We start from the raw sequence: 23,687 nt of genomic DNA, 5'->3' as shown, positions 1-23,687 counted from the left end.
TTCGTCGGCTCCGCCGGGCGGCCGAGCCGACGATCAGCCCATGGCTTCGAGTGCCTGATCGACCTCGTACCGGTCACGCGCGTTGCAGGCACACCAGCGGACCTCGTCGAGTGCCAGATCTCTGAGGAACACATACCGCGACTGCACTTTCTTGATCCACTTCGGCACATCGACGGGCTTCGTGAGGTAACCGATGTCCTCCCGGTCGAAATCAGCCGCAGCTCGGGGAGCCAGAATCTCCTCGGGATCGAGCGGTCGCCCTCCACGGCCATCAACAATCACGTCACGGTAGGTCTTCAACACCCGCAGCCGGCGTACGAGCGGTTCATCCAGCGCACCCGCGTCAGCGAACCAGGCGAGATCGTACAGATCACGTGCAAGCGACACCCGCCGATAACGCGCGAGCTTCTCCGCGATTGCCTCCTCCGCGCGCACCACCGGCAACGCCGGCAGTTCGAACCCGTATCTGGTGTGGATGGGCTGCGGGACCGGCTCGAGCACGTCGGCCTGCAGTGCCAACCCATGACGGGAGAGCTCCGCCTTCGCCCCGATGTCCGGCACACCGAACGGCGTCACCACCCGAAGATCACCACGCCGGCCATCGTCACCCACGGTCGTCACAGAGAACCGGAATCCATCAACGTCAACGTCGTCAAGTGCCTGCAGGGCATCCAGAGCGACGTTCTCGTCCGGGGCGCTGAAGTCGAGATCAGTCGAAAACCTGCCAGCACTGCCAGCGCGAAACTTCCGCAGTGCAGTCCCGCCCTTGAACACCAGCCCCTGCCCGAACAACCCACGCTCGTGGAGGTAGTACAGCGCAAAATCCTGTGCAATATCGAGGAGAGCCGCATCTCTGCCACCCTTGGCACCCTGGTAGTGCCGAGTCAGGTAGCCTCCGTCAGGCGGTGGTTCATGCTCCGGTCCCCGCCGACAAGAGCGGACGCAGTGTGGTGTCGTGAACACCCGTTGCCGGATCGTATAGCCCGCCCCTTCCTCGGGGACCGAACCACGCCACCTCCAGCGGGTGTGAACCCTCGAGGACTCGGTCGCGCGCAGCATCCAGGTCGACCGCACCGAAGAGGTACGCGGTGCGCTGCACAGTTGCATTCGACATATCCGACAGCAACTCGATAACCACCTCTAGATCGGCACGCGCAACTGCCTCAGGCAACCACTGCGCCAGGCCCGCAACGTCCCGGTAGTTCGTTGGCCGCTCACCGATACCGACCAGAAGCGCTTCGACGGTCCAGGTCCTGAGGCCGTTCACAAACACCGCCGCACTCGCGGGAACGGCCGACGTGATCGTCCGCCATTCGCTTGCGAACGACTTCGGCGCCCGCATCCCCTTTGGCAAAGCAAGCACCTCCCGCTCAGGAAAACGCTGAGCGAGCCCGTGCAGTCCGGCAGCCGACTCCATCGCAAGAGTTCCAGGCCACCCTCGATGATTCGCATCGTAGGCGCGAAACTCAAGAAACCTGTCACCACCGCTGTGGGCGCCCGCACGTGACCCGGGCAGGAACTCCCAAGCATTCCTGCTCCTCAGCGTGCCGAGCCACCCTGCCTGCTGCAGTCGGTACGCCGTCCTCCGTACCTTCGCGTCGGAGGGGTCTTCGCGGCCCGCCGCGTGAATCGCAACCCGCAACGAGTCGACCGTGACGACCGGATCGCCCTCGAGCTCCAGGTGCTCGACAACGCCCGCAAGCGACCGCGGAATCGTCCTCGCCATTGTCGATTACCGCCTTTCTTGTCATCATATTAGTCAACTTGGTGCTCGATCGACAATCGGGCCCGGTGAGGACGGTCCCGGTGACCGTACGAGTTACACCCGCAGCACCCCGCGAACGCCGACGAAAACGCCACGCGGACACGCCCGCGCTGGGTTAGCCTGAGGCAACCGCTGGTCGTACGGACGCCCGCCCGTCGACCCGACCGAGGGGCGCCATGGACGCTTCGCCAGTGTGGCTGTTCTGGATCGCGCTCGTTGCTGCGGTCGCGCCGATCATCGCCGGTCTCGTACCTCGACGCCTCGTTGCAGAAGTGGTCATTCTGCTCGGGCTGGGCATGCTCATCGGGCCCTTCGGACTCGACCTCGCACCGACCGACGGCGCAACCAACATGTTTCACGACTTCGGCCTCGCGATGCTGTTCCTCCTTGCCGGCTACGAGATCGAGCTGAAGGAACTGACCGGCGTTGCCGGCCGACAGGCGCTGCTGACCTGGGTCGTCTGCCTACTTCTCGCGTTCGGCCTGATCGCCCTGCTCGGCGTCACCGACATCTTCGACGGTGAGATCGCCGTGGCGATCGCGCTCACCTCCACCTCGCTCGGCACGCTGTTGCCGATCCTGAAGGACGGAGGACTCTTGGGCGGGGCGATCGGCGATCACGTCCTGCGACACGGCGCGTACGGGGAGATCGGCCCCATCGTCGCGATGGCGGTCCTACTCGGCGTACGCGGACCGCTGGAGTCACTTCTCGTGCTCGCCGCCTTCGCAGGTGTTGCAGTGCTGCTCGCCCTTCCGTCGCTGCATCTGAAACGCGAGACGTCCCGGGTTCTCGCGCTGATCCGTGCGGGAGCCGAGACGACCGGACAGATCCCCGTCCGGCTGACGATGCTGCTGCTCGCCACGCTCGTTGCGGTCGCCTCGGAGTTCAAGCTCGACATCGTGCTCGCCGCATTCGCCGCCGGGTTGATCCTTAGACTGTCACTGCCCGACGGTGACGAGCACCTCGAGGCCAGGGTGGAGGGAATCGCCTTCGGCCTGCTGGTCCCGATCTTCTTCGTCACCTCGGGCATGGCGATCGACCCGGACGCCATCGCGGACGAGCCGCTTGCCTTCGTTGCGGTCGTGGTCCTGATCCTGTTGGTACGCGGCGGGCCGGTGTTGTTGGCGACTCGACTCCTGGGTGACCGCCCGCGACTGGGCATGCGCGACAGCCTCACGGTCGCGTCGTACGCCTCGACCGGACTGCCGATCATCGTCGCGGTGACGGCGGTGTCGGTGCACGCAGGCCAGATGTCGAACGAGAGCGCGTCGATCCTGGTGGCAGCGGGCGCTGTAACGGTGCTGATCTGTCCGCTCCTCGCCAGCACCCTGCTCGGTCAGCTCCAGCCGGTGCACACGGCGACATCCCGTACCCCTCCGGAGGAGGCGTCGTCATGAGCACCGACCCGCAACCGTACGAACCCAGCAGACGAGACTCGCTACGGGTACTCCTGCTTTCCTGCCTCGTCGGCATACCCGTGTCGTTGTTGGCATTTGCGTTCCTCGCTCTGCTGCACAAGATGGGTCACCTCATCTGGCACGAGCTCCCCGACGACCTCGGAATGGGGGATCCGGACTGGTGGTGGCCCATCCCGTGGCTGGCACTCGGCGGCGTACTCGCCGGTGCGGCGATCCGGTCGCTACCCGGCAAGGGCGGCCATGTGCCGATCGACGGCCTCGGTGCCGAACCCGTGATCCCACGCGAGCTTCCCGGGATCCTGCTCGCGGCACTCGCCTGCCTACCACTCGGTGCGGTGCTCGGGCCGGAGGCGCCGCTCATCGCTCTCGGCACCGGCAGTGCGCTGCTCATCGCACGCGCGATGGGCCTTCGTCAGCAGACCGGCGCAAGTGGCGTCGTCGGGCTGGCGGGCGGGACCGCTGCCGTCGCGGCCATCTTCGGGAGTCCCCTCGCCGCATTGGTCCTGATGCTGGAGATGGTCAGCAGCAAGGGTGCATTGGCACTACGGGCCATCGCGCCTTGCATGTTGGCGGCCGGCACGGGCTCGCTCGTATTCACCGGCCTTGGGCGATGGACCGGCCTGCAGACCGTCTCGCTGGGTTTACCCGACCTCTCCGGCCCGGCGCGACCCGATCTTGCCGACCTCCTGTGGACCGTTCCGTTTGCCATCGTCATTGCGGTCGCAGTACGAGAGGTTCACCAGATCGGGCACTGGGTCGCCGACCGCGCACGGACTCGTCCCTTCACCGCCGCCGTCAGCGCAGCACTCACGGTCGCCGTCTGCGCCAGCGCGTACGCGCTCATCACGGATCGCTCACCGGCCGAACTGGTGATGTCCGGTCAGGACGAACTCCCCGAACTCGCCGCACAACCAGGCTCATGGGCGACAGGCGCGTTGATCGCCTTGATCGCGTTCAAGGCGATCGCGTACGGCGTCTCGTTGGGCGCGCTACGTGGTGGGCCGATCTTCCCGGCATTGTTCCTCGGTGCGGCCGCGGGCACGCTGTGCGCAGAGCTCCCCGGCTACGGTGCAGTCCCGGCGCTCGCGGCAGGAATGGCGGCCGCGACGGCCGCGATCCTGCCGATGCCCGTGTCGTCAGCTGTGCTCGTGACCCTGTTGCTCGGCCCGAACGCCGTGGCGATGAGCCCGATTGTGCTGATCGCGGTGGTCGTGGCGTTCATCTCGGAACAGGTCATCGACCGTCCGCATGCGACCGAGCCGGCAGCGGACGGCTAAGGCGCGTCGGCTTTGCGTCGAGCCAGGGGCATCCACCAGGCGTGCGCACCGAGCATGGCCATGATGGCGGGTACGAGCATCATCCGGACGATGGTGGCGTCGATGAGCACCGCGACCGCCATGCCGACCGCCAACATCTTCACCGACGGGTCGTCGGCGAGTACGAAACTGGTGAACACCGCGACCATCACCGCGGCTGCCGTCGTGATCACCCGCCCGGTCGCACCGAGGCCGATCGCAACGCTACGCCTGGCGTCGCCGGTTGCCTGCCACTCGTCACGTACGCGCGACAGTAGGAACACCTCGTAGTCCATCGACAACCCGAACACGATCGCGAAGACGAACATCGGAACGTACGCCGGGATCGGCACCGTCTCGTCGATGCCGATCACCGAGGAGCCCCACCCCCATTGGAAAACCGCGACGATCACGCCGTACGCCGCACCGATCGACAGGAGGTTGAGGACGGCCGCCTTCATCCCAATCACGATCGAGCGGAACGCTGCGGTAAGCAGCACGAGGCCGAGCAGTACGACGGCACCGATCAGCCACGGCATCCGTTCGCGCACCACATCGGTGAAGTCGAGGTTGCCGGCCGTCGTGCCGACGACGTACGTGTTCTCGTGCTGCTTGTCGAGCACATCCGAACGAAGTGTCGTGACGAGCGTCTGGGTGGCTGCGGCCTGCGGCGATGACGCAGGAATGACGTTGAAGGTCGCCACGGTGGAAGCCTTGTTCGTAGACGGTCCGGACACCGAGGCAACGTCGTCGGTCTTCTTCAGCTGTGTCTGCAGATTGGCGAGCAGACTCTGGTTCTTGCTCGCGGACTGCTGCGGCAGCTCGACGACCACGAGGAGCGGACCGTTCGCACCCGGTCCGAAGCCTTGATCGATCAGGTCGTACGCCCGCCGGCTGCTGTCGGAGGTCGGGTCGGTGCCCGCGTCGATCTGGCCCAGTCGCATCGCGAGCAGCGGAGTCGCCAGTAGGAGCAGCAACAGGGTCGCGCCGATCGCCCACGGCACCGGATGCCCGCTGACGTACCGGCCCCATCGTGCGAACGCCGACTGCTCGTGAGCGGGCCCCTCGGCGACGCCGTCCCGGCCCATTCGCTCCTGCCTGGAACGAATCGTGCCCCTTGCCAGACCGAGCAACGAGGGTACGAAGGTCAGCGATGACATCAACACCACGGCAACGGCCACCGCCGCCGACAGGCCCAGCGCCCCGACGAACGACACACCGGCGATGTAGAGGCCCAGCACGGCGACGACGACGGTGCCGCCGGCGACGACGATCGCCGCGCCCGAGGTGGCAGTCGATTCTGCGACCGACTCACGCAGGGTCATGCCGTCACGAAGCTGCTCGCGATGCCGCGCCACCAGGAAGAGCGCGTAGTCGATCGCAACGCCCAGGCCGAGCAGGGTCGCGACCGTCGGCGCCATCGTCGGGAGCGTTGTCGTGGCTGCGATCAGTGCGATCACGCACAGACCGGTCACGACCCCGAGGACCGCGGCGACCAGCGGCAGCACTGCGGCCACCACCGATCGGAACATGATCAGCAGCAGTACGAAGGCCAGTGTGATTCCGATCAGCTCGGAGCTCTTGTCATCGACGGTGTTCGCGATCTTGCCTGTTCCGCCGCCGTACTCGACGTCGAGTCCCGCCGACCTCGCCGGCGCGACGGCGCCATCGAGGTCATCGAGGTACGAGTCGTCCAGCGTGGACGGAGAAACGTCGAAGGAAACCGGTGCGTTGACGATGCTCCCGTCCTTCGAGACACCCGTCTTGCTGCCGTCCGAGAGTGGATCCGATGCAGCGATGACATGCTCGAGCTTTCCGACGTTGGTCATCGACTTCGAGACCGCGCTCGCATCGGCGGAGACCTTCCCGCTGTCGGCGTGGAACACGATGGTGCCCGCGTACCCACCCTTGGCCGGATACTTTGCATCCAAGACGTCGAGGCCCTCCGACGACTCGCTGCCACCGACGGTGAAGTCGTCGGCGAAGTCACCGCCGTACGCATTGCGGGCCCACAGCGCGCCGAGCAGGATCAGCACCCAGATCGCGATGACGACGACCGATCGCCGCGCACACACGGCGCCGATGCGACGCAAGAACGCATGCATCTCGCTCACCTCCCGGGCCGACGCGCGTACGACGGCCGCAGAAGCGGCGGTCACTCGGCGAGCCTCGTGAGGGCCGATCTGGTGTCTTGATGGTAGGTCTCGCCTGCTGCTCCCGTACGTGGAATCGCGACTGTTGCGGGCCATGACACCGAAGGCATGACCAGTTGGCATGAATGAGCCAGCCGCCATCCGGGAATCCTGCGACTACTCCTACCGAGAGGAATCCTCATGAGGAAGGTCATCGCCGTCGCGAGCGGGACAATGCTCGCGGCAGGGCTGGGTGCCATGACACCCCTGAACGGGGCAGTGGCTGTTGGCAATGCGCACGACGACAGCCCCGCCGCGGTCGCCCGGCACTTCGTCAAGCAGAACCCCACAGACATACTCGGCTCCCGCGGTGACGCGTACCGGGCCGTGGACAAGGTCGCGTCTGACGACGGGGCCGCCATCCGGTACGAGCGGACCTACCGTGGTCTCCCCGTGCTCGGCGGCGACTTCGTCGTACGGGTCTCCAAGAACGGCCGTACCCACGACGTATCGGTCGCCCAGGATCGCGCGATCCGGGTGAACACGTCACCGTCGGTCGCGAAGGCCACCGCGCGTACGCAGGCTCGCAAGGGAGCGAGCACGAGCACCGTGCGTAAGGTCGGCGAGCCGCGGCTGGTCGTCGATGCCCGCTCCGGCAAGGCGGCGCTGGCCTGGCAGACGGTCGTACACGGAGTTCAGGCGGACGGTCAGACGCCGAGCAAGCAGCTCGTCGTCACCGACGCGCGTACCGGCAAGGTGCGCAGCGCCGACGAGACCATCACGACTCCGATCGCGATCGACCAGCGCACGAATGCGGCGAAGCCTTCCGCCAAGGGTCAGCAGGCGGCTGAGGCCGGCACGGGTAACGGAATCTTCGTCGGTGAGGTCGAGGTCGACACCACGTCCGGCGGCAGCGGGTTCGAGATGATCGACCCGTCCCACGGCAACGCAGAGACCTGCGACATGAACAACACCGAGGTCTCCTGCGACACGTTCGTCGACGATGACAACGCCTGGGGCGACGGTACGAACGAAGACCGCGCATCGGCTGCCGTGGATGCCTCGTTCGGCGGCGCGAAGACGTTCGACTACTTCAAGGAGGTGCACGGCCGCGACGGCATCTTCGGCGACGGTTCGGGTGCACCGTCTCGCGTGCACTACGGCGACAACTACGTCAACGCCTTCTGGGACGGCAGCCAGATGACGTACGGCGACGGTGAAGGCAACGCCGCTCCGCTCGTCGAACTCGACGTCGCCGGACACGAGATGTCGCACGGCGTCACCGAGAACACCGCCGGGCTGGAGTACTCGGGTGACGCGGGAGGCCTGAACGAGGCCACCAGCGACATCTTCGGCACGATGGTCGAGTTCTACGCGGACAACGCCAACGACACGCCGGACTTCGAGATCGGCGAGATGATCGACATCAACGGCGACGGCACTCCGCTGCGCTACATGGACGAGCCGAGCAAGGACGGCGCGTCGTACGACTGCTGGAGCGAAGAGGTTCCGAACTCCGATCCGCACTACTCGTCGGGCGTCGGCAACCACTTCTTCTACCTGCTCGCCAACGGCAGCGGGGAGAGCGAGTACGGCAACAGCCCGACCTGCGACGGATCGGAGGTGGCCGGCATCGGTAACGAGGCCGCCGCAGCGATCTGGTTCAAGGCGCTGAGCGAGTACATGACCAGCACCGAGACGTACGCGGAGGCACGCGAGCACACCGTTGCCGCCGCCACCGACCTGTACGGCGAGGGCAGCGCCGAGGTCAAGGGCGTCGAGGCCGCGTGGACCGCGGTCGCCGTCGACTGAATCCAGGCACCAAACAGCACCAACCAGACGTCGGCCGCGGCTCGGGAACTGCTCCCGGGTCGCGGCCGATCCCATTCGAGAGGACAGCACGATGCACCTCCGCACCGCCATCACCGCCACGGCGACGGTCGTCGCCATGGCCGGCCTAGCCGCACCGTCCGCCGCCGCACCCGACGACCCGAGCGCGCTCGAGGCCCCGGATATCGACGTCGCTGCTGTTCAGGGCCATCTCGACGCACTGCAGCAGATCGCCGACGACAACGGCGGCAACCGTGCGACCGGCTCCGACGGGTACCGGGCGTCGGTCGACTACGTCACCGAACAGCTGGAAGGAGCGGGTTACACGGTCAACGAGCAACCGTTCGACACCTTCGGCGGCGAGTCGTACAACCTCACCGCCGAACTCGAGGGCGCCGACCCGTCGCATGTCGTGATGCTCGGCGGGCATCTCGACAGCGTAGACGAGGGACCGGGCATCAACGACAACGGCAGCGGCTCCGCTGGTGAACTCGCGACGGCGCTCGCCTTCGCCGAGGCCAACCCCGACCCGAGCGTGACCATCCGGTTCGCGTGGTGGGGCGCGGAGGAGCAGGGCCTGCTCGGCTCGTCGCACTACGTCGAGTCGCTCGACCAGGCCGAGCTCGATCGCATCGACGCGTACCTGAACTTCGACATGATCGGATCGCCGAACGGCGGCTACTTCGTGTACGACGGCGACGACGCAATCGAGACGACATTCAACGAGTTCTTCGGTACGCGCGATATCTCGACCGCGCCGTCAACGGTCGGCGGACGCAGCGACCACGCCGCCTTCGAGCAGGCTGGCGTACCGATCGGCGGCCTGTTCAGCGGCGCCGAGGAGACCAAAACCGAGGAAGAGGCGCAGCAGTGGGGCGGTACGGCCGGTGAGGCGTACGACGGCTGCTACCACTCGGCCTGTGACACGACCGAGAACATCGACTCGACGATGCTCGACAACATGACTGACGCCATGTCGTACACCCTCTGGTCGCTGACCGCACCAGAAGCACTCGACGACGCCGCGTAGCGCCGATCGCAGGCAGCTGGCGCGGGCGCTCTGCGCGCCACCTTGATATGGGTTCGGGGTAACCTTCGTTTCGCGTCCCACCAGACTCGGCGGCCGCTCGCGTACCAGCAGGCACGGCAAACTTCCACTTTGCACGGCGTACGCGCCGTGCAAAGTGGAGTTTCACCATGTCTACTTGGTAAAGCACCATCCATCGACCAGCAAAGCCAACCGAATCGGGTTAGCCGGCAGTAGGCCCGAGCCAGGTAGCTGCGGCTCCGGCTTCGCCGCGTCTTTTGCCCGCCGAAGGGCCGGGGAAGCCGACAACGAAGCCCCGTCGGGCAGACGGGTCGTCGGACCACAGGAGCGCACACGCCGACAGCGCACAGAACCGTTGTGGTGGGTAGTCGCACCGAAGGAATCGGCGAATCCGACAGCGAGCCGCTGTGTAGCGGCGGGTGGTCGGCGTACCGACGACCCCGCGAACCTCACCAGAGCGGTGCGGTTCGCAACCACTTTTTGCGATCAACCAACAAAAGTTCGTTGCGACCCGTTGAAACTCGACTGTGGCGTGGGTTACCTTGCCCGCGTATCCGACGGAACAAACGCAACCTCGCGATCGGTGGGTGCCACATGGACGAGCAGGTCGGTATCTGGTTCATCGGTGCGCGCGGGTCGCTCGCCACGACCGCGGCAATCGGAGCGTATGCGCTCGCCGGTCGACTGGTCGAGCCGACCGGCTGTGTGACGACACTCGTCGACGACCGCGGGCTCGTCGGCTACGAGAACCTCGTCATCGGCGGACACGACGTGAGTGAGCTGCCGCTCGCCAAACGCGCCGAGCAGCTCGTCGCCGGCCGGGTCGTGCCGCAGACACTTGTCGACGCGCTCGGCTCGGAGCTGACCTCAACCGATGCCCGCATCCGCCCGGGCGTACGTGACGGCGCCGATCAGCGCGCGACCATCGAACGACTCACCGCCGAGATCACCGAGTTCGCGCAACGCTCCGGAGTTGCGCGTACGGTCGTCGTCGATGTCTCGAGTACCGAGCCGCCGCGCGACCCCGACGATGATCTCGCCAGCTGGTCCGCCCTGGAAGCGGCCTGGGACGCCGGCCGGTCACCGCTCGCACCGAGTTCGATGTACGCATGCGCGGCGCTGCTGGCCGACTGTGCGTACGTGGGCTTCACCCCGAGCCCGGGCATCGAGGTACCCGCCCTGCGCGAGCTCGCCGAGAACCGCGGCCTGCCATACGCGGGACGCGACGGTAAGACCGGCGAGACCCTGGTGAAGTCGGTGTTGGCGCCGATGTTCGCCTCCCGCGCGCTGCCGATCCGGTCCTGGACATCGGTCAACCTGCTCGGCGGCGGCGACGGTGAGACCCTCGCCGACCCGACTGCGGCCGCCAGCAAGACCGGTACGAAGCAGGAAGGCCTCGACGCGATCGTCGGCCACCACGTCGACGGCCCGATGCACATCGACTACGTCTCCGATCTGGGTGACTGGAAGACGGCGTGGGACCACATCCGCTTCGACGGTTTCCTCGGCGCCCAGATGACTCTGCAGTTCACCTGGCAGGGATGCGACTCGGCACTCGCAGCCCCGCTGGTGCTCGACCTCGTCCGCCTGATCGACCGGGCGAACGCACTCGGTGACGCGGGCCCCGTACCCGAGCTCGGCTTCTTCTTCAAAGCCCCACTCGCCTCGGACGAACACCGACTCCCACAGCAGTGGGAGAGCCTTCGTACCTGGGCGACCGACTGCGGGGAACGGACCGCGTTGTGAACGCACGCGATCGAGGGCGAGTACGGAGCCGCGCCCTGGCCGAGTTGATTCGGCTGCCCGCAGCGCTCACCGTGCCGGGCGACAGCCTGACCGGCGCCGCGTACGCGGGTACTCGACGCGGCGCGGCGATGCCAGTGGCGTCCGCCTGCCTCTATTGGGCGGGCATGGCTCTCAACGACTGGGCAGACCGCGACCTCGACGCCGTCGAGCGACCGGAGCGACCCATCCCGTCCGGGCGGATCACCCCGCGTACCGCGATCGCCACCGCAGGGGCACTCGGCGCGACCGGCATCGCAGCGTCGGCTCTGATCGGCGGCCGTTCGGCGCTCCGGGTGAGCCTGCCGCTCGCCGCCCTCGTCTGGACCTACGACGCGCTCGCCAAGGACAGCGCGGCTGGTCCCGTCGTGATGGCCTCGAACCGCGGGCTCGACGTACTTCTCGGCGCATGTGCTTCGCCCGGGAGTGCATGGGAGCCCGCGATGTCGATCTCCGCGCATACGGTGGCAGTCACCACCCTGAGTCGCGACGAGGTGCACGGAAGCACGCCGCGTCGCGCCGGGGCAGTCGCCGTCGCGACCGGTGCGATCTCCGCGACGGCGACCGTACGCGCGCTGACCGACCGCCGCGCCCGGATGCGTGACCGGCTCGCCGCCGCTGCTCTGTCGGTCGCGTACGGATGCGTGGTCGGCAACGCCCAGCTGCAGGCAGCAAACGACCCAACCGCGTCGACTGTCCGGTCCGCGACCGGACGAGGTATCGCCGGATTCCCAATCCTGCAAGCATCCTGGCTCGCGCGACGTGGTCGGCTCGCGAGCGCCGCGGCCGTGGTCGCCGGCAATCCGCTGGTCAGGTACGCGTCGCGTCGGATGAGCACCACATGAGCCTGCGCTTCGGTTACGGGACGAACGGCTTCGCGGGCCACCGGCTCGCCGATGCGTGTGCCGTCATCTCGGGTCTCGGCTACCAGGGCATCGCGCTCACCCTCGACCAACCCCATCTGGATCCGTTCGCCGACGACCTCGCCGCACAGGTCGCCAATGCGCGGCGCACCATCGACGCCTACGGGCTGGCCTGCGTGATCGAGACGGGATCGAGGTACGTACTCGATCCGTGGCACAAACACGAGCCGACGCTCGTGAGCGATGACGGCCGAGAACGCCGCGTCGACCTGCTGCGCCGCGCAGTCCGAATCGCGTACGAGCTGGGTGCAGAGGCGATGTCGTGCTGGTCGGGTACGCTCCCGGCCGGTACGCCCTCCGAAGAGGCGTGGCGTCGGGTGACCGACGGGCTCGGGCCGGTTCTCGACGACGCCGCCGACCTCGGCGTGGCCTGCTGCTTCGAGCCCGAGCCGGGCATGTTCGTCGCAACGGTCGACGACGCACTCGCACTCCGAGACCGGCTCGGCGCGCCCGACCACTTGCGGCTGACGCTCGACCTCGGCCACCTCGTCTGCAACGAGCCGGCGACGCCCGAGGAGACGATCGCCAAGGCCGGTGAGCTGATCGGAAACGTCCAGGTCGACGACATGGTCCGCGACGTACACGAGCACCTCGAGCTGGGCACCGGTGAGCTCGACCTCGACGGAGTACTCAGCGCCCTGATCGCCAGCGGCTTCTCGGGTCTGGCATCCGTCGAACTACCGCGGCATTCGCATGCAGCGCCCGCGACTGCGCGCGACACGATGGACGCGCTGAATGCGTCGATCGCACGAATAGCGAAGGTCTCGGGCACCGGAGAGGAGCATCCGTGACCGCACCGCCTACGACCGACGCTCTTCGCGCAGTGTTGCCGGCAGACGCGTCCACGGCGCTGGACGACATGTTGAGCAAGCTCGCGGACTCACCCGAAACGATCGACCGGATCTTCCCCGCCGCGGCCCGGCGTACGACGCGCGGCGACCACGGCCTCCGCGACGACCGCGGTGAGGTTCTGTTCGTCGAAGACGCCGTGCGCATAGCGCTGTTGCGCACCGCAGTGGCAGCACTGCCCGCCGACAAACGCGGTCAGGAGGTTGCCTCGCTCTACCGGTTCGGCGACAGCGACGAGAAGCGCGCGATACTGCTCGGCCTGGCGTTCCTCGATGACGTGTCGGCACGCGACGTACTCGAAGATGCCCTTCGTACGAACGACACCCGACTGGTCGCGGCCGCGATGGGCCGGCCCGCCGCGCAGCTCGACACCGAGACCTGGCGGCAAGGCGTACTCAAGTGCATTTTCGTCGGGGTCCGGCTGGCAGCCGTCGCCGACCTCGACGCACGCGCCGACCGAGAGCTCGCCGACATGGTTGCGCGGTACGCCCATGAGCGGGTGGCCGCCGGCCGCGATGTGCCGACGGATGTCTGGCTCGTACTCGACCGCTTTCCCGAGAGCATCGCGCAGATCGGTCTCGACGCCGAGCTGGCGTCACCGCATGCCGATCGACGCGACGCCGCCCAACGGCTACTTGCCGACCGACCGACGACCCGCGAGGACTGACCCCGATGCGCATCTTCGATCCGCACATCCACATGACGTCGCGTACGACCAATGACTACGAGGCGATGTACGACGCCGGCGTACGTGCCCTGGTGGAGCCGGCGTTCTGGCTCGGTCAGCCGCGTACGACCGTCGGCTCGTTCACCGACTACTTCGACGGGCTCGTCGGATGGGAGCGCTTTCGCGCCTCGCAGTTCGGCATCGCGCACCACTGCACGATCGCGCTGAACCCCAAAGAGGCCAACGACCCGCGCTGCACCGAAGTCCTGGACCTGCTGCCGCGCTACCTCGCGAAGGACGGCGTGGTCGCGGTCGGCGAGGTCGGATTCGACTCGATGAGCTCCGCGGAAGAGAAGGCCTTCTCCCGACAGCTCGAGCTCGCCGTCGAGTTCGAGCTACCCGTTCTCGTGCACACGCCGCACCGTGACAAGGAGGCCGGTACGCAGCGCACGCTCGAACTGGTCGAGGCGTCCGGGGTGCCGGCCGAACGAGTTCTGGTCGACCATCTGAACGAGGTGACCGTCGGGCTCGTTGCCGATACCGGTTGCTGGATGGGCTTCTCGATCTATCCCGACACCAAGATGGATGAGCATCGGATGGTGCGCATCCTCGAGGAGCGCGGTCTCGATCGCGTACTCGTGAACTCCGCCGCCGACTGGGGGCGCAGCGACCCGCTCAAGACGGCGAAGACGGGTGCGGCCATGCTCGAATCGGGCTTCACCGACGCCGACGTCGACCGCGTTCTCTGGCAGAACCCCGTCGACTTCTTCGGCCAGAGCGGACGTCTGCTGCTGTCGGACGACAACGACGAGGTACGAACAGATCTCGGGTCGACCTACGAAGGCAACTCCATCCTGCGCGGCGCGCGTCCCGAGGCGTGATCGGCCATGCGATTCCGGCACAGCGACGGCACGACGGTCCACCTCGCGTACGGCACGAATGTCCTGCCCGCCGAGGACGTAGAGGGCCTCGCGGCACAGTCGACCCAGTACGGCGCGCAGCTGCGCTCACTGCTCGGCGTGTCACGGATCGGCCTCGGACTCTGGCTTCCTGCTGAGGCGGCCCATCGTCTGGCGGCGTCGCCGTCGGAGGTTGCCCGGCTGCGTGACCGGCTCACCGAGGCAGGCGTCGAGATCGTCACGCTCAACGCCTTCCCGTACGCCGACTTCCAAGGCGCCGTGGTCAAGAAGAACGTCTACCACCCGGCCTGGAACGAGCGCGCGCGACTCGACTACACCGTCGCCGCGGCGACCGTGCTCGCCGGCTTACTGCCCGACGACGTCGCCCGCGGCAGCATCTCCTCCCTGCCGCTCGGCTGGCATGCGCCGTGGCTCGCCGATCGCCAGACGGCCGCGATGGCCCATTTGCAGGAGCTCGCCGAGTCACTGGACAAGCTGGAGGCAGAGACGGGTCGCGCGATTCGCATCGGGCTCGAACCCGAACCCGGCTGTGCGGTCGAGACAATCGAGGACGCCGTCGAACGACTCGCCGAGGTCGACACGAACCGCATCGGCGTCTGCCTCGACCTCTGTCACCTCGCGGTCGGGTTCGAGCAGGTCGTCGAGGCGCTCGCCCGCCTCGACGACGCCGGGCTACCCGTTGTGAAGACCCAGCCCGCCGCCGCGCTGCACGTCGAGGACCCGGCCGACGAGTCGACCCGGGAAGCGCTGCAGAAGTACTCGGAGGATCGCTTCCTGCATCAGGTACGTTCGCCCGCGCGCAGCCGACTGGCCGCTCGCGACGACCTCCCGGATGCCCTCGACGGACGGCGACCGCTGCAGACTCGCGCGCCCTGGCGGGTTCACTACCACGTACCCGTGCACGCTGATCCCGCCGCGCCACTGCAGAGTACGCGCGATGAGCTGTACCGCTCGCTCGACGCTCTGCTCGGTGGTACGAGCGCACGGGTCGACCACCTCGAGGTCGAGACGTACACCTGGTCCGTCCTTCCCGAGGGCGCACCCGACCAAGACACGCTCGCTCGCGGACTCGCCGCCGAGCTCGACCACGTACGAGATGCGCTCATCTCGCTCGGCCTGAAGGAGCTCACATGAACGACAAACTGCTCGTCATCGACCTGGTCGGGCTGACGCCGCGACTCCTCGAGCACATGCCGCGGCTGCGTCGTATCGCCGACGACGGTTGGCAGGCACCGATGTCGACGGTGCTCCCCGCCGTCACCTGCTCCGTGCAGTCGACGCTCCTGACCGGTACGCCGCCGCGCGACCACGGGGCAGTCGGCAACGGCTGGTACTTCCGCGATCTCGGCGAGATCTTCCTGTGGCGACAGCACAACCGACTCGTTCAGGGCGAGAAGGTGTGGGAGACGATCCGTCGAGAGCGACCCGACTATCGAGTGGCCAATGTGTGCTGGTGGTACGCGATGGGCGCGAGCACCGACTGGACGATCACCCCGCGGCCGATCTACTACGCGGACGGGAAGAAGGAACCCGACTGCTACACGCGGCCGCCGGAGCTGCACGACGAGCTGACCGGTGCGCTCGGCGAGTTCCCGTTGTTCCAGTACTGGGGTCCGACGGCCGCTATCCAGTCCAGCGAGTGGATCGTCGGCGCGGCCCGACGCCTGCTTCCCCGCGCCGATATGACGCTCACGTACATCCCGCACCTCGACTACGATCTGCAGCGGTACGGCCCCGACTCGCCGCAAGCCCGCGCCGCCGCACGTGACGTCGATCGGGCGATCACGCCCCTGCTCGACGACGCCGAGACGCTCGGGGCGACGACCGTCGTGCTCTCGGAGTACGGGATCACCAACGCCGACCGCCCGGTCGACATCAACCGGATGCTGCGCCGCGAGGGACTGCTCGAGGTCTACACCCAAGACGGCATGGAGTACCTCGATCCGTGGGCCTCGCGTGCGTTCGCTGTGTCCGACCACCAGGTCGCGCATGTTTACGTCAACGATCCGGCGGATCTTCCGCGCGTGCAGAAGCTGTGCTCGGAGCTCGGCGGCGTCGACCTCGTCCTCGACCGGGCGCAACAGGCGTCGTACGAGATCGACCATGAGCGCGCCGGTGACCTCGTTCTCGTCGCAGAGCCGACCGCTTGGTTCACGTACTACTACTGGTACGACGACTCCCGCGCGCCCGACTTCGCCCGTAGCGTCGAGATCCACCGCAAGCCCGGCTACGACCCGGCCGAGCTGTTCTTCGATCCCGACGACTCTGCGGTGAAGGCGAAAGCCGCACTCACCTTGGCACGAAAGAAGGCGGGCCTGCGGTATCAGATGAAGGTCGTACCGCTCGATCCCGCTCCGGTACGCGGAACCCACGGACGCCTACCCACCGACGACGCGAACGGCCCGATGCTGCTGTGCAGCGACGGTGCGTCCGCACGTACGCGGATCGCTGCGACCGAGGTCCGCGACCTACTCCTCGACCTCGCCGGTACACCGAGTCCGGCCCGATGAAACAACCCGTCTGAATCATCAGCTCACCTCTGGAGGCACCACCATGTGTTACGGCTACGACGGCAACGCCGCGCTCGACGCGGCAAAAGAGCGATCCGGAATGGGTAGGCGCAAGCTGCTCGCGGGCGCTCTCGGCACGGCAGCGGTCGGTGCCCTCGGATCCATGTCGGCCGGCCCGGCTGCTGCGGCCGGACCCGAGGAGACGCAGCGATGGGGCAAGGGCCACCGCCGCATACCGCGCAACCAGATCAGCATCCAGCTTTACTCGATCCGCGCCGACCTGGAGAAGGACTACGACAGCTCGTTGCATTACGTGGCCGATGCCGGCTACCGCAGGGTCGAGCAAGCCGGCTACTACGGGCGTACGGCCAAGGAGCTCAGTCGCTTCCACAAGCGGATCGGCGTACACACGACGTCGAGCCACGACGGCCTTTCCGGAACGCGCGACGAGCTGGAGGTCAAGCTCGAGAACGCCAACATCATGGGGCAGGGGTACGTCGTCGTCCCGTATCTCGGCTCCGACAACCCCGACGAGTGGAAGCAGTTCGCGTGGCATATGAACAGCGAGGCGGCGGCCGCGCGGCGCGCGGGGTTGCGCTACGGCTACCACAACCACGCGCATGAGTTCCTGCCGTTGGAGAACGGTCAGCGGCCGTGGGACATCTTCATGGCCGAGCTCGACCCGGTACTCGTACACCTCGAGGTCGACCTGTACTGGATCGCGACCGGCGGCGTCGAGAGCGGCGATGCAGGCGACGATATCGAGGGCTACGTCAACGAGCACATCAACGCGGCACCGCTGAAGGTGCGCCAGTACCACGTCAAGGACCGCAACCCCGAGACCGGCAAGATGTGCGACCTGGGCACGGGCAACCTCGACTTCCCCAGGATCTTCGACAACCACCGCGTCGAGGAATACATCATGGAGAACGACGAGCCGAATGTGACTCCCCGCCAGACCACTGAGGTCGGGTACGAGTACTTGCGCAACGTCCGCTTCTGACCGACCGCCGCACCCGGCGTACCAACCGCCGAGGTACGGATTCCCTCCCGTGCGCACACCGCCACGGGACCGAGTCCGTACCTCGGCGGTTGTTTCTGTCGGAAAGTAGGCAGAAGTATGACGATGAACAGAACTTAGTATTGCCTTTTCAGTTTGAAGTGATCTAAGTTACATGCGAAGCGGAGGCAAAACTGTCCAGCCGACCGGAGGGCGACACATCGTGCGTACCGATCCGACGAACTTCCCGCAGTTCCCAACACTCTCGCGCGTACGTCGGGCACTCGTGACCTCGGCGGCCGCCGCCGCCACCGTTGCGATGGCACTGACGGCGCCGACCGAGGCGGCCGCACCGCCACCTTCGGCCAACGTCCAGCAGGTGGCCGCTCCGGCGGCTCCGGCCGCTGCGGCCGCTGCGAAGCCGAAGGTGCTGGTCTTCCACGGCCCCGCGCCTCGACAGGAGGATGCGGTCGCGCGGGCGACCAAGACGATCCGCGAGCTGGGCGCCGACAACGGCTTCCAGGTCGAGAAGTCGATCGACCCCGGTGTGTTCGCCAACCCCGGCCGGTTCCGCTCGATCGTCTTCTTGTCGAGCGAGGGCTCGGAGCTCAATGCCGCGCAGACGAAGAACCTCCGTACCTACATCAAGAACGGCGGCGGGTTCCTCGGCATCCATGACGCCGCCAAGGTCAAGCCGAACAACCAGTGGTTCACCGGCCTGATCGGCGCCCGTCAGGCAGACAGCCCGTTCAAGGCGCAGGCGGCGACCGTCGACGTTCTCGATCGGCAGCATCCCGCCACACGCAAGCTTCCGCTGAACTTCGAGCACACCGGCCGCTGGCCGAACTGGAAGCAGAACCCGAGCGGCAAGGTGCACACCGTCGCTCAAGTCGAGGAGCACACGTACCAGCCCGGCGCATCGGCCAACGGCCCGTTCCATCCGGTCTCATGGTGCCGCGACTACCAGGGCGGTCGTTCGTTCTACACCGGCATGGGAGCCACGGCCGGTTCGTACGGCGACGACCAGTTCCGCAAGCATCTGCTCGGCGCGATCCAGTGGACCGCCGGCATGGTGCGCGGCGACTGCCAGGCAACGATCGCCTCGAATTACAAGGTCGAGAAGCTCACCGCACAGAACAAGGAGGGCGAGCTCGACCAGATCGGCGAGCCGCACGGCATCACCGTTGCACCCGGCGGCGACATCTTCTACGTCGGCAAGGCCGCCTGCCCCAGCGGCCCGATCGTCGAGTGGGACAACCCCGACGTCGGCCTTGGCTGCGGCACCATCCACCGCTACGACCCCGACTCGGGCGACGTCAACCTGCTCACGACACTCGATGTGATGGGCAACCGCGGCAGCGGTGACGAGCTGGTGAAGAACGAAGAGGGCCTGCTCGGCATCGTCGCCGATCCGGACTTCGCCGAGAACAACTGGCTGTACGTGTACTGGATGCCGCACGAGTCGATCGATCGCGATAAGCGGATCGGCCAGCGTACGATCTCGCGCTTCACCTACGACGCCGAGAACGACACGATCGACCAGGGCACCCGCAAGGACCTCCTGCAGTGGCCCACGCAGATTCACAGCTGCTGCCACGCCGGTGGCGGCATGGCCTTCGACGACGACGGCAACCTTTACGTCGGCTCGGGCGACAACAACTCCTCCGGCGGCTCCGACGGCTACTCCGGCAACAACTGGACCGCCGACTACAAGGGCCTGTCGTTCCAGGACGCTCGTCGTACCTCGGGCAACACCAACAACCTCAACGGCAAGATCATCCGCATCCACCCGGAGGACGACGGCACATACTCGATCCCGGCGGGCAACCTGTTCACCGGCGACGAGGGCGGCGGCGACAAGGCACGGCCCGAGATCTACGTCATGGGCGTACGAAACATCTCGCGGTTGCAGATCGACAGCGAGACCGACTGGCTCACCGCCGGTTGGGTCGGCCCGGATGCGTCGGAGCCGAGCCCGGAGTGGGGTCCTGCCAAGTACGAGACGGCGACGGTCATCACATCTGCTGGCAACCAGGGATGGCCGTACTGCATGGGCAACAAGCAGCCGTACCGCGACCGCAGCAACGAGGACGCTACCAAGCCGGCCGACTGGTACGACTGCGACAACCTCGAGAACAACTCACCGCGTAACACCGGGCTGGTCGACATCCCCGATGCGCGTACGAACTCGATCTGGTACTCCCCGCAGGGCGGCGGCGTGACCTACCCGAAGCGCGAGAACGGTGTCCCGACCTACAAGATCGAGGACGAGACGTACACGGAGCCGTACCTCAAGGGCGGTGGCCAGGCAGTGATGTCCGGTCCGACGTTCCACCAGTCCGAGGTCGATGCCGACAGCAAGATCTCCTGGCCGAAGTACTGGGAGGACAAGTGGCTGATCGGTGACCAGTCGAACGCGAACAACCGCATCGCGGTGACGATGGACCCGGGCAAGGTCCACTCGCAGGCCCCGCCGGCGTTCGCCGAGGACATCCGCTCGATCATCCCGTCCGGCACCGGCGACAACCAACTGATGAGCTGGATGGATGCGAAGTTCGGCTCCGACGGTGCGCTGTACATGCTGGACTACGGAGGCGGCTTCTTCAGCCTGCATGACAACCAGAAGCTGATCCGGATCACGTACCACGGTGGACCTGCGACACCCACCCCGTCGAAGGCACCGCTCATGCCCGGCGCCGAGGCACCAGCCGAGGCAGCCGGTGTGACCGCGAAGCCGACGTCGCAGGGCACGCCCACGCGAATCAAGTTCAATGGGCAGCAGGCCGGCGGCGTGAAGTGGAAGTGGAACTTCGGCGACGGCACGACGTCGACGGCGATGAGCCCCGCACACACCTACACCAAGGGCGGTACGTTCACCGCGAAGCTGACCGTGACGTACGCGGACGGTGAAACCGCGACGACGGAGCAGGACGTCAAGGTGACGTGCCCCGCTCCCGATGCGCGAGAGACCGTTCGGTTCCTGGGCCGCGACACCGGCGTCGCGAATGAGAGCGTCGGCGGCAAGTGCACCGTCAACGATGTCGTCGACGATGAAGGTACGTGGGGTTCTCACGACGGATTCGTCAAGTACGTCGAGACTCTGGCCCAGCGCATGGCCGACGACGGCCCGCTCAACGACACCGAGCAGTACGCACTCGAGCGTGCCGCGGCGGCGTCCGATGTCGGTGTCGCCAACGCGTACGAGCCGATCTTCAACGGCACCGCGGCGTCGCTGAAGAAGTGGGAGCAGGCACCGGGCGGCAAGTTCACCCGTACGAAGCAGGGCAACATCCGCTCGTCCGGCGGGTTGGGCATGCTGTGGTACGCGAAGCGCGCGTACGGCGACTTCTCCGTACGCCTGCAGTTCCGCGACATCGCACCCGAAGGTCACCGCGCCAACAGCGGGGTGTTCGTACGGTTCCCCGATATCCGTACGCCCGTCGAGGATCGGCCGGAAGGAAGCTGCGGCACGGTCGGGTCCGCAAAGGACTCACCCGCCTGGGTGGCAATCTTCTGCGGACAGGAGATCCAGATCTTCGACGGTCCGCAGAGCGACGAGGGCGAGCAGCAGAAGACCGGTTCGGTCTACAACTTCGACTCTGTCTCGATCGACGATGCCGAGCCGACGGACAAGAAGGTGTGGAACGACTACGAGGTTCGCGTCGTCGGCCAGAAGTACACGATCATCCGCAACGGCGTGGTGATCAACCGCTTCACCAACGACCCGGGTAAGGAGTCGTCGCGCGCCGGAGATCCGCCGACCGACATGCGGCAGTTCGCGTCGGGCTACATCGGCCTGCAGAACCACTCCGACAACGACCTGATCGAGTTCCGCAACATCCGAGTGCAGCGTCGCTGACGCGGCTGGGAGAGGACTTGCCATGCGCAGATCAATCGACAAGACACGCCCACTCGGGATTCTCGCGGCCCTGGCGCTCGTACTCGGCATGCTCGCCTTCACAAGCGGTGCCGCGTACGCCGACCGGCCCGCCGTCAGCAAGGCTGAGCCGGCGACGGCTCAGGCCGCGCAGACGCTGACCTGGACCGCGGACAACAGCACCACCGCGTACAAGACGGCGCCGACCGAGGCGAAGGCCGGGCCGACAACCATCGTCTTCGAGAACAGCAAGGCGACCGGCAACACGAGCGGAATGCAGCACACGCTGACGTTCGACACCTCGACCGACGGTTACAACCACGATGTCGACCTCGACATCCTGGCGTACCCCGATGACGAGAACGGCGGCAAGTGGACCGCTGATGTGACGCTCACCGAGGGCACGTACCGATTCCACTGCATCATTCCCGGTCACGGGCAGATGCAGGGCGAGCTCGTCGTCACCGGTGGCGGCGGAGATCCGGGCGACGACACCACGCCGCCGACCGCTGACGCGAAGATCGCCGGGGAGAAGGACGACAACGGCGCGTACATCGGCCAGGCCGAGATCTCGGTGACCGCAACCGACGAAGGCGGATCGGGTGTCGACAAGATCGAGTACCAGGTCGACGACCTCGGCTGGAAGGCCTACTCCGATCCGGTCGTCGTCGACAAGGTCGGCGACCACACCATCGGCTACCGAGCGACCGACGGCGCCGGCAACAAGTCGGAAGAAGGCAGCAAGCCGTTCAAGGTCGTCGAGGACGACGGTAAGGACACCGCACCCCCGAAGGTCGAGCTGATGCTGCACGGCGACACCAACAGCGACGGTGCGTACGTCGGCTCGGCAGAGGTCATGGTCGACGCGACGGACAGCGAGTCCGGTGTCGACAAGGTCGAGTACAAGCTCGACGACGGCGAATGGCAGGCGTACGCCGATCCGTTCAAGGTGGACGCGCTCGGCGACCACACCGTGCAGGCGCGAGCCACCGACAAGGCGGGCAACGCTTCCGACCCGGTCGAGCAGGCGTTCACGGTCGTGGAGGGTCCGGACGACGACAAGGAGCCGCCGACGGTCAGCGCGATGGTGCAGGGCACCCAGGATTCCGACTGGAACTACGTCGGACCGGTGTCGGTGAAGGTCACGGCCAAGGACGACGGCTCGGGCATCGACAAGGTGCAAGCCAAGATCGACGGTGGTGACTGGCAGGCGTACGAGGAGCCGGTCAAGGTCGAGGACGAAGGCGACCACACCGTCGCGTATCGCGCGACCGACGCCGCCGGTAACACCTCCGAGGCCAAGCGCGTGACGTTCACGATCGTGTCGGAGTCGCCGGAGGAGCCGGCCTGCGCCGAACCCGATCCGAGCCCGACCGTGGTGATGGGCAACGTCAACAGCGGCGTACGCAACCGTAGCGCCGGGGGCGGGTGCACCATCGACGACCTGATCCATGACGAGGCCCGCTGGTCGACCCACGCCGGGTTCGTGGCCCATGCGAAGTCGGTACTGCGCGGTCTGCTCGCCGAGGGCACCGTGACCGCCGGCGAACGCACCAAGATCGTGAACGCCGCCAAGCGCTCCGATGTCGGCAAAGAGGGCGCGCGCAAGCGCTGACTCCGCCATGTCGAACGCGACGCAGCGCCACCCACAGCAACATCTGAGAAGCCGGA

17 protein-coding genes are annotated in these 23,687 nt (G+C 66.8%); 14 read left to right on the top strand and 3 right to left on the bottom strand.

What is annotated here, in order from left to right:
• Positions 1-33: 33 nt before the first annotated feature.
• On the bottom strand, positions 34-792 hold the full coding sequence (locus tag MU582_00585; protein UPK75165.1) for a nucleotidyl transferase AbiEii/AbiGii toxin family protein: 759 nt from the start codon (positions 790-792) through the stop codon (positions 34-36).
• A gap of 118 nt (positions 793-910) precedes the next feature.
• Complete coding sequence (locus MU582_00580) at positions 911-1,726, bottom strand: type IV toxin-antitoxin system AbiEi family antitoxin (protein ID UPK75164.1); 816 nt, start codon at positions 1,724-1,726, stop codon at positions 911-913.
• Positions 1,727-1,941: 215 nt separating this feature from the next.
• Between MU582_00580 and MU582_00575 the strand changes: the two genes are divergently transcribed.
• Both MU582_00575 and MU582_00570 read left to right on the top strand, forming a co-directional pair.
• Entirely contained in the window at positions 1,942-3,162 is a 1,221-nt protein-coding gene (locus MU582_00575; GenBank protein UPK75163.1) for a cation:proton antiporter, read from the top strand.
• On the top strand, positions 3,159-4,460 hold the full coding sequence (locus MU582_00570; GenBank protein ID UPK75162.1) for a chloride channel protein: 1,302 nt from the start codon (positions 3,159-3,161) through the stop codon (positions 4,458-4,460). Before MU582_00575 ends, MU582_00570 begins: the two co-directional genes overlap by 4 nt.
• Here MU582_00570 and MU582_00565 read toward each other — a convergent pair.
• The gene (locus tag MU582_00565; GenBank protein UPK75161.1) at positions 4,457-6,637 is read right to left on the bottom strand and encodes an MMPL family transporter; all 2,181 of its coding nucleotides are present in this window, start codon (positions 6,635-6,637) and stop codon (positions 4,457-4,459) included. The two genes, MU582_00570 and MU582_00565, sit on opposite strands and share 4 nt — an antisense overlap.
• A 174-nt stretch (positions 6,638-6,811) precedes the next feature.
• Between MU582_00565 and MU582_00560 the strand changes: the two genes are divergently transcribed.
• The 12 genes from MU582_00560 (at position 6,812) to MU582_00505 (ending at position 23,631) form a co-directional block, all read left to right on the top strand.
• Entirely contained in the window at positions 6,812-8,422 is a 1,611-nt protein-coding gene (locus MU582_00560; protein ID UPK75160.1) for a M4 family metallopeptidase, read from the top strand.
• A gap of 91 nt (positions 8,423-8,513) precedes the next feature.
• On the top strand, positions 8,514-9,470 hold the full coding sequence (locus MU582_00555; GenBank protein UPK75159.1) for a M20/M25/M40 family metallo-hydrolase: 957 nt from the start codon (positions 8,514-8,516) through the stop codon (positions 9,468-9,470).
• Positions 9,471-10,082: 612 nt separating this feature from the next.
• Positions 10,083-11,234: an inositol-3-phosphate synthase gene (locus MU582_00550; GenBank protein ID UPK75158.1), complete on the top strand. Its 1,152-nt coding sequence runs from the start codon at positions 10,083-10,085 to the stop codon at positions 11,232-11,234.
• Positions 11,231-12,115 (top strand): UbiA family prenyltransferase, encoded by an 885-nt coding sequence (locus MU582_00545; protein ID UPK75157.1) that lies wholly within the window; start codon positions 11,231-11,233, stop codon positions 12,113-12,115. The genes MU582_00550 and MU582_00545 overlap by 4 nt, the downstream gene beginning before the upstream one ends.
• Positions 12,112-12,984 carry a sugar phosphate isomerase/epimerase gene (locus tag MU582_00540; GenBank protein ID UPK75156.1) on the top strand — a complete coding sequence of 291 codons (873 nt, stop codon included), beginning with the start codon at positions 12,112-12,114 and terminating at the stop codon, positions 12,982-12,984. The genes MU582_00545 and MU582_00540 overlap by 4 nt, the downstream gene beginning before the upstream one ends.
• A complete protein-coding gene (locus MU582_00535) occupies positions 12,981-13,709 on the top strand; it encodes an EboA domain-containing protein (protein ID UPK75155.1) in 729 nt (242 codons plus the stop codon). The genes MU582_00540 and MU582_00535 overlap by 4 nt, the downstream gene beginning before the upstream one ends.
• Before the next feature lie 5 nt (positions 13,710-13,714).
• Positions 13,715-14,590, top strand: a complete 876-nt coding sequence (locus MU582_00530; protein UPK75154.1) for a TatD family hydrolase — start codon at positions 13,715-13,717, stop codon at positions 14,588-14,590.
• Positions 14,591-14,596: 6 nt separating this feature from the next.
• Positions 14,597-15,763 carry a metabolite traffic protein EboE gene (gene eboE / locus MU582_00525; GenBank protein UPK75153.1) on the top strand — a complete coding sequence of 389 codons (1,167 nt, stop codon included), beginning with the start codon at positions 14,597-14,599 and terminating at the stop codon, positions 15,761-15,763.
• Entirely contained in the window at positions 15,760-17,139 is a 1,380-nt protein-coding gene (locus tag MU582_00520; protein UPK75152.1) for an alkaline phosphatase family protein, read from the top strand. Before eboE ends, MU582_00520 begins: the two co-directional genes overlap by 4 nt.
• Positions 17,140-17,182: 43 nt before the next feature.
• Entirely contained in the window at positions 17,183-18,142 is a 960-nt protein-coding gene (locus MU582_00515; GenBank protein UPK75151.1) for a sugar phosphate isomerase/epimerase, read from the top strand.
• 220 nt (positions 18,143-18,362) lie between these two features.
• The gene (locus tag MU582_00510; GenBank protein ID UPK75150.1) at positions 18,363-21,998 is read left to right on the top strand and encodes a ThuA domain-containing protein; all 3,636 of its coding nucleotides are present in this window, start codon (positions 18,363-18,365) and stop codon (positions 21,996-21,998) included.
• Between the two features lie 22 nt (positions 21,999-22,020).
• Entirely contained in the window at positions 22,021-23,631 is a 1,611-nt protein-coding gene (locus MU582_00505; GenBank protein ID UPK75149.1) for a plastocyanin/azurin family copper-binding protein, read from the top strand.
• The last annotated feature ends 56 nt before the right edge of the window (positions 23,632-23,687 follow it).

This window comes from Nocardioidaceae bacterium SCSIO 66511, from assembly GCA_023100825.1.
GTDB lineage: Bacteria > Actinomycetota > Actinomycetes > Propionibacteriales > Nocardioidaceae > Solicola.
Note: the sequence above shows the minus strand (reverse complement) of the source record. Positions and strands in the feature narration are given on the sequence as shown.

Coding starts and splice junctions, on each gene's coding strand:
- MU582_00530 (UPK75154.1), top strand. CDS start 13,715: ATGCGCATCTTCGATCCGCACATCCACATGACGTCGCGTACGACCAAT.
- MU582_00520 (UPK75152.1), top strand. CDS start 15,760: ATGAACGACAAACTGCTCGTCATCGACCTGGTCGGGCTGACGCCGCGA.
- eboE (UPK75153.1), top strand. CDS start 14,597: ATGCGATTCCGGCACAGCGACGGCACGACGGTCCACCTCGCGTACGGC.
- MU582_00515 (UPK75151.1), top strand. CDS start 17,183: ATGTGTTACGGCTACGACGGCAACGCCGCGCTCGACGCGGCAAAAGAG.
- MU582_00580 (UPK75164.1), bottom strand. CDS start 1,726: ATGGCGAGGACGATTCCGCGGTCGCTTGCGGGCGTTGTCGAGCACCTG.
- MU582_00560 (UPK75160.1), top strand. CDS start 6,812: ATGAGGAAGGTCATCGCCGTCGCGAGCGGGACAATGCTCGCGGCAGGG.
- MU582_00550 (UPK75158.1), top strand. CDS start 10,083: ATGGACGAGCAGGTCGGTATCTGGTTCATCGGTGCGCGCGGGTCGCTC.
- MU582_00555 (UPK75159.1), top strand. CDS start 8,514: ATGCACCTCCGCACCGCCATCACCGCCACGGCGACGGTCGTCGCCATG.
- MU582_00540 (UPK75156.1), top strand. CDS start 12,112: ATGAGCCTGCGCTTCGGTTACGGGACGAACGGCTTCGCGGGCCACCGG.
- MU582_00570 (UPK75162.1), top strand. CDS start 3,159: ATGAGCACCGACCCGCAACCGTACGAACCCAGCAGACGAGACTCGCTA.
- MU582_00575 (UPK75163.1), top strand. CDS start 1,942: ATGGACGCTTCGCCAGTGTGGCTGTTCTGGATCGCGCTCGTTGCTGCG.
- MU582_00505 (UPK75149.1), top strand. CDS start 22,021: ATGCGCAGATCAATCGACAAGACACGCCCACTCGGGATTCTCGCGGCC.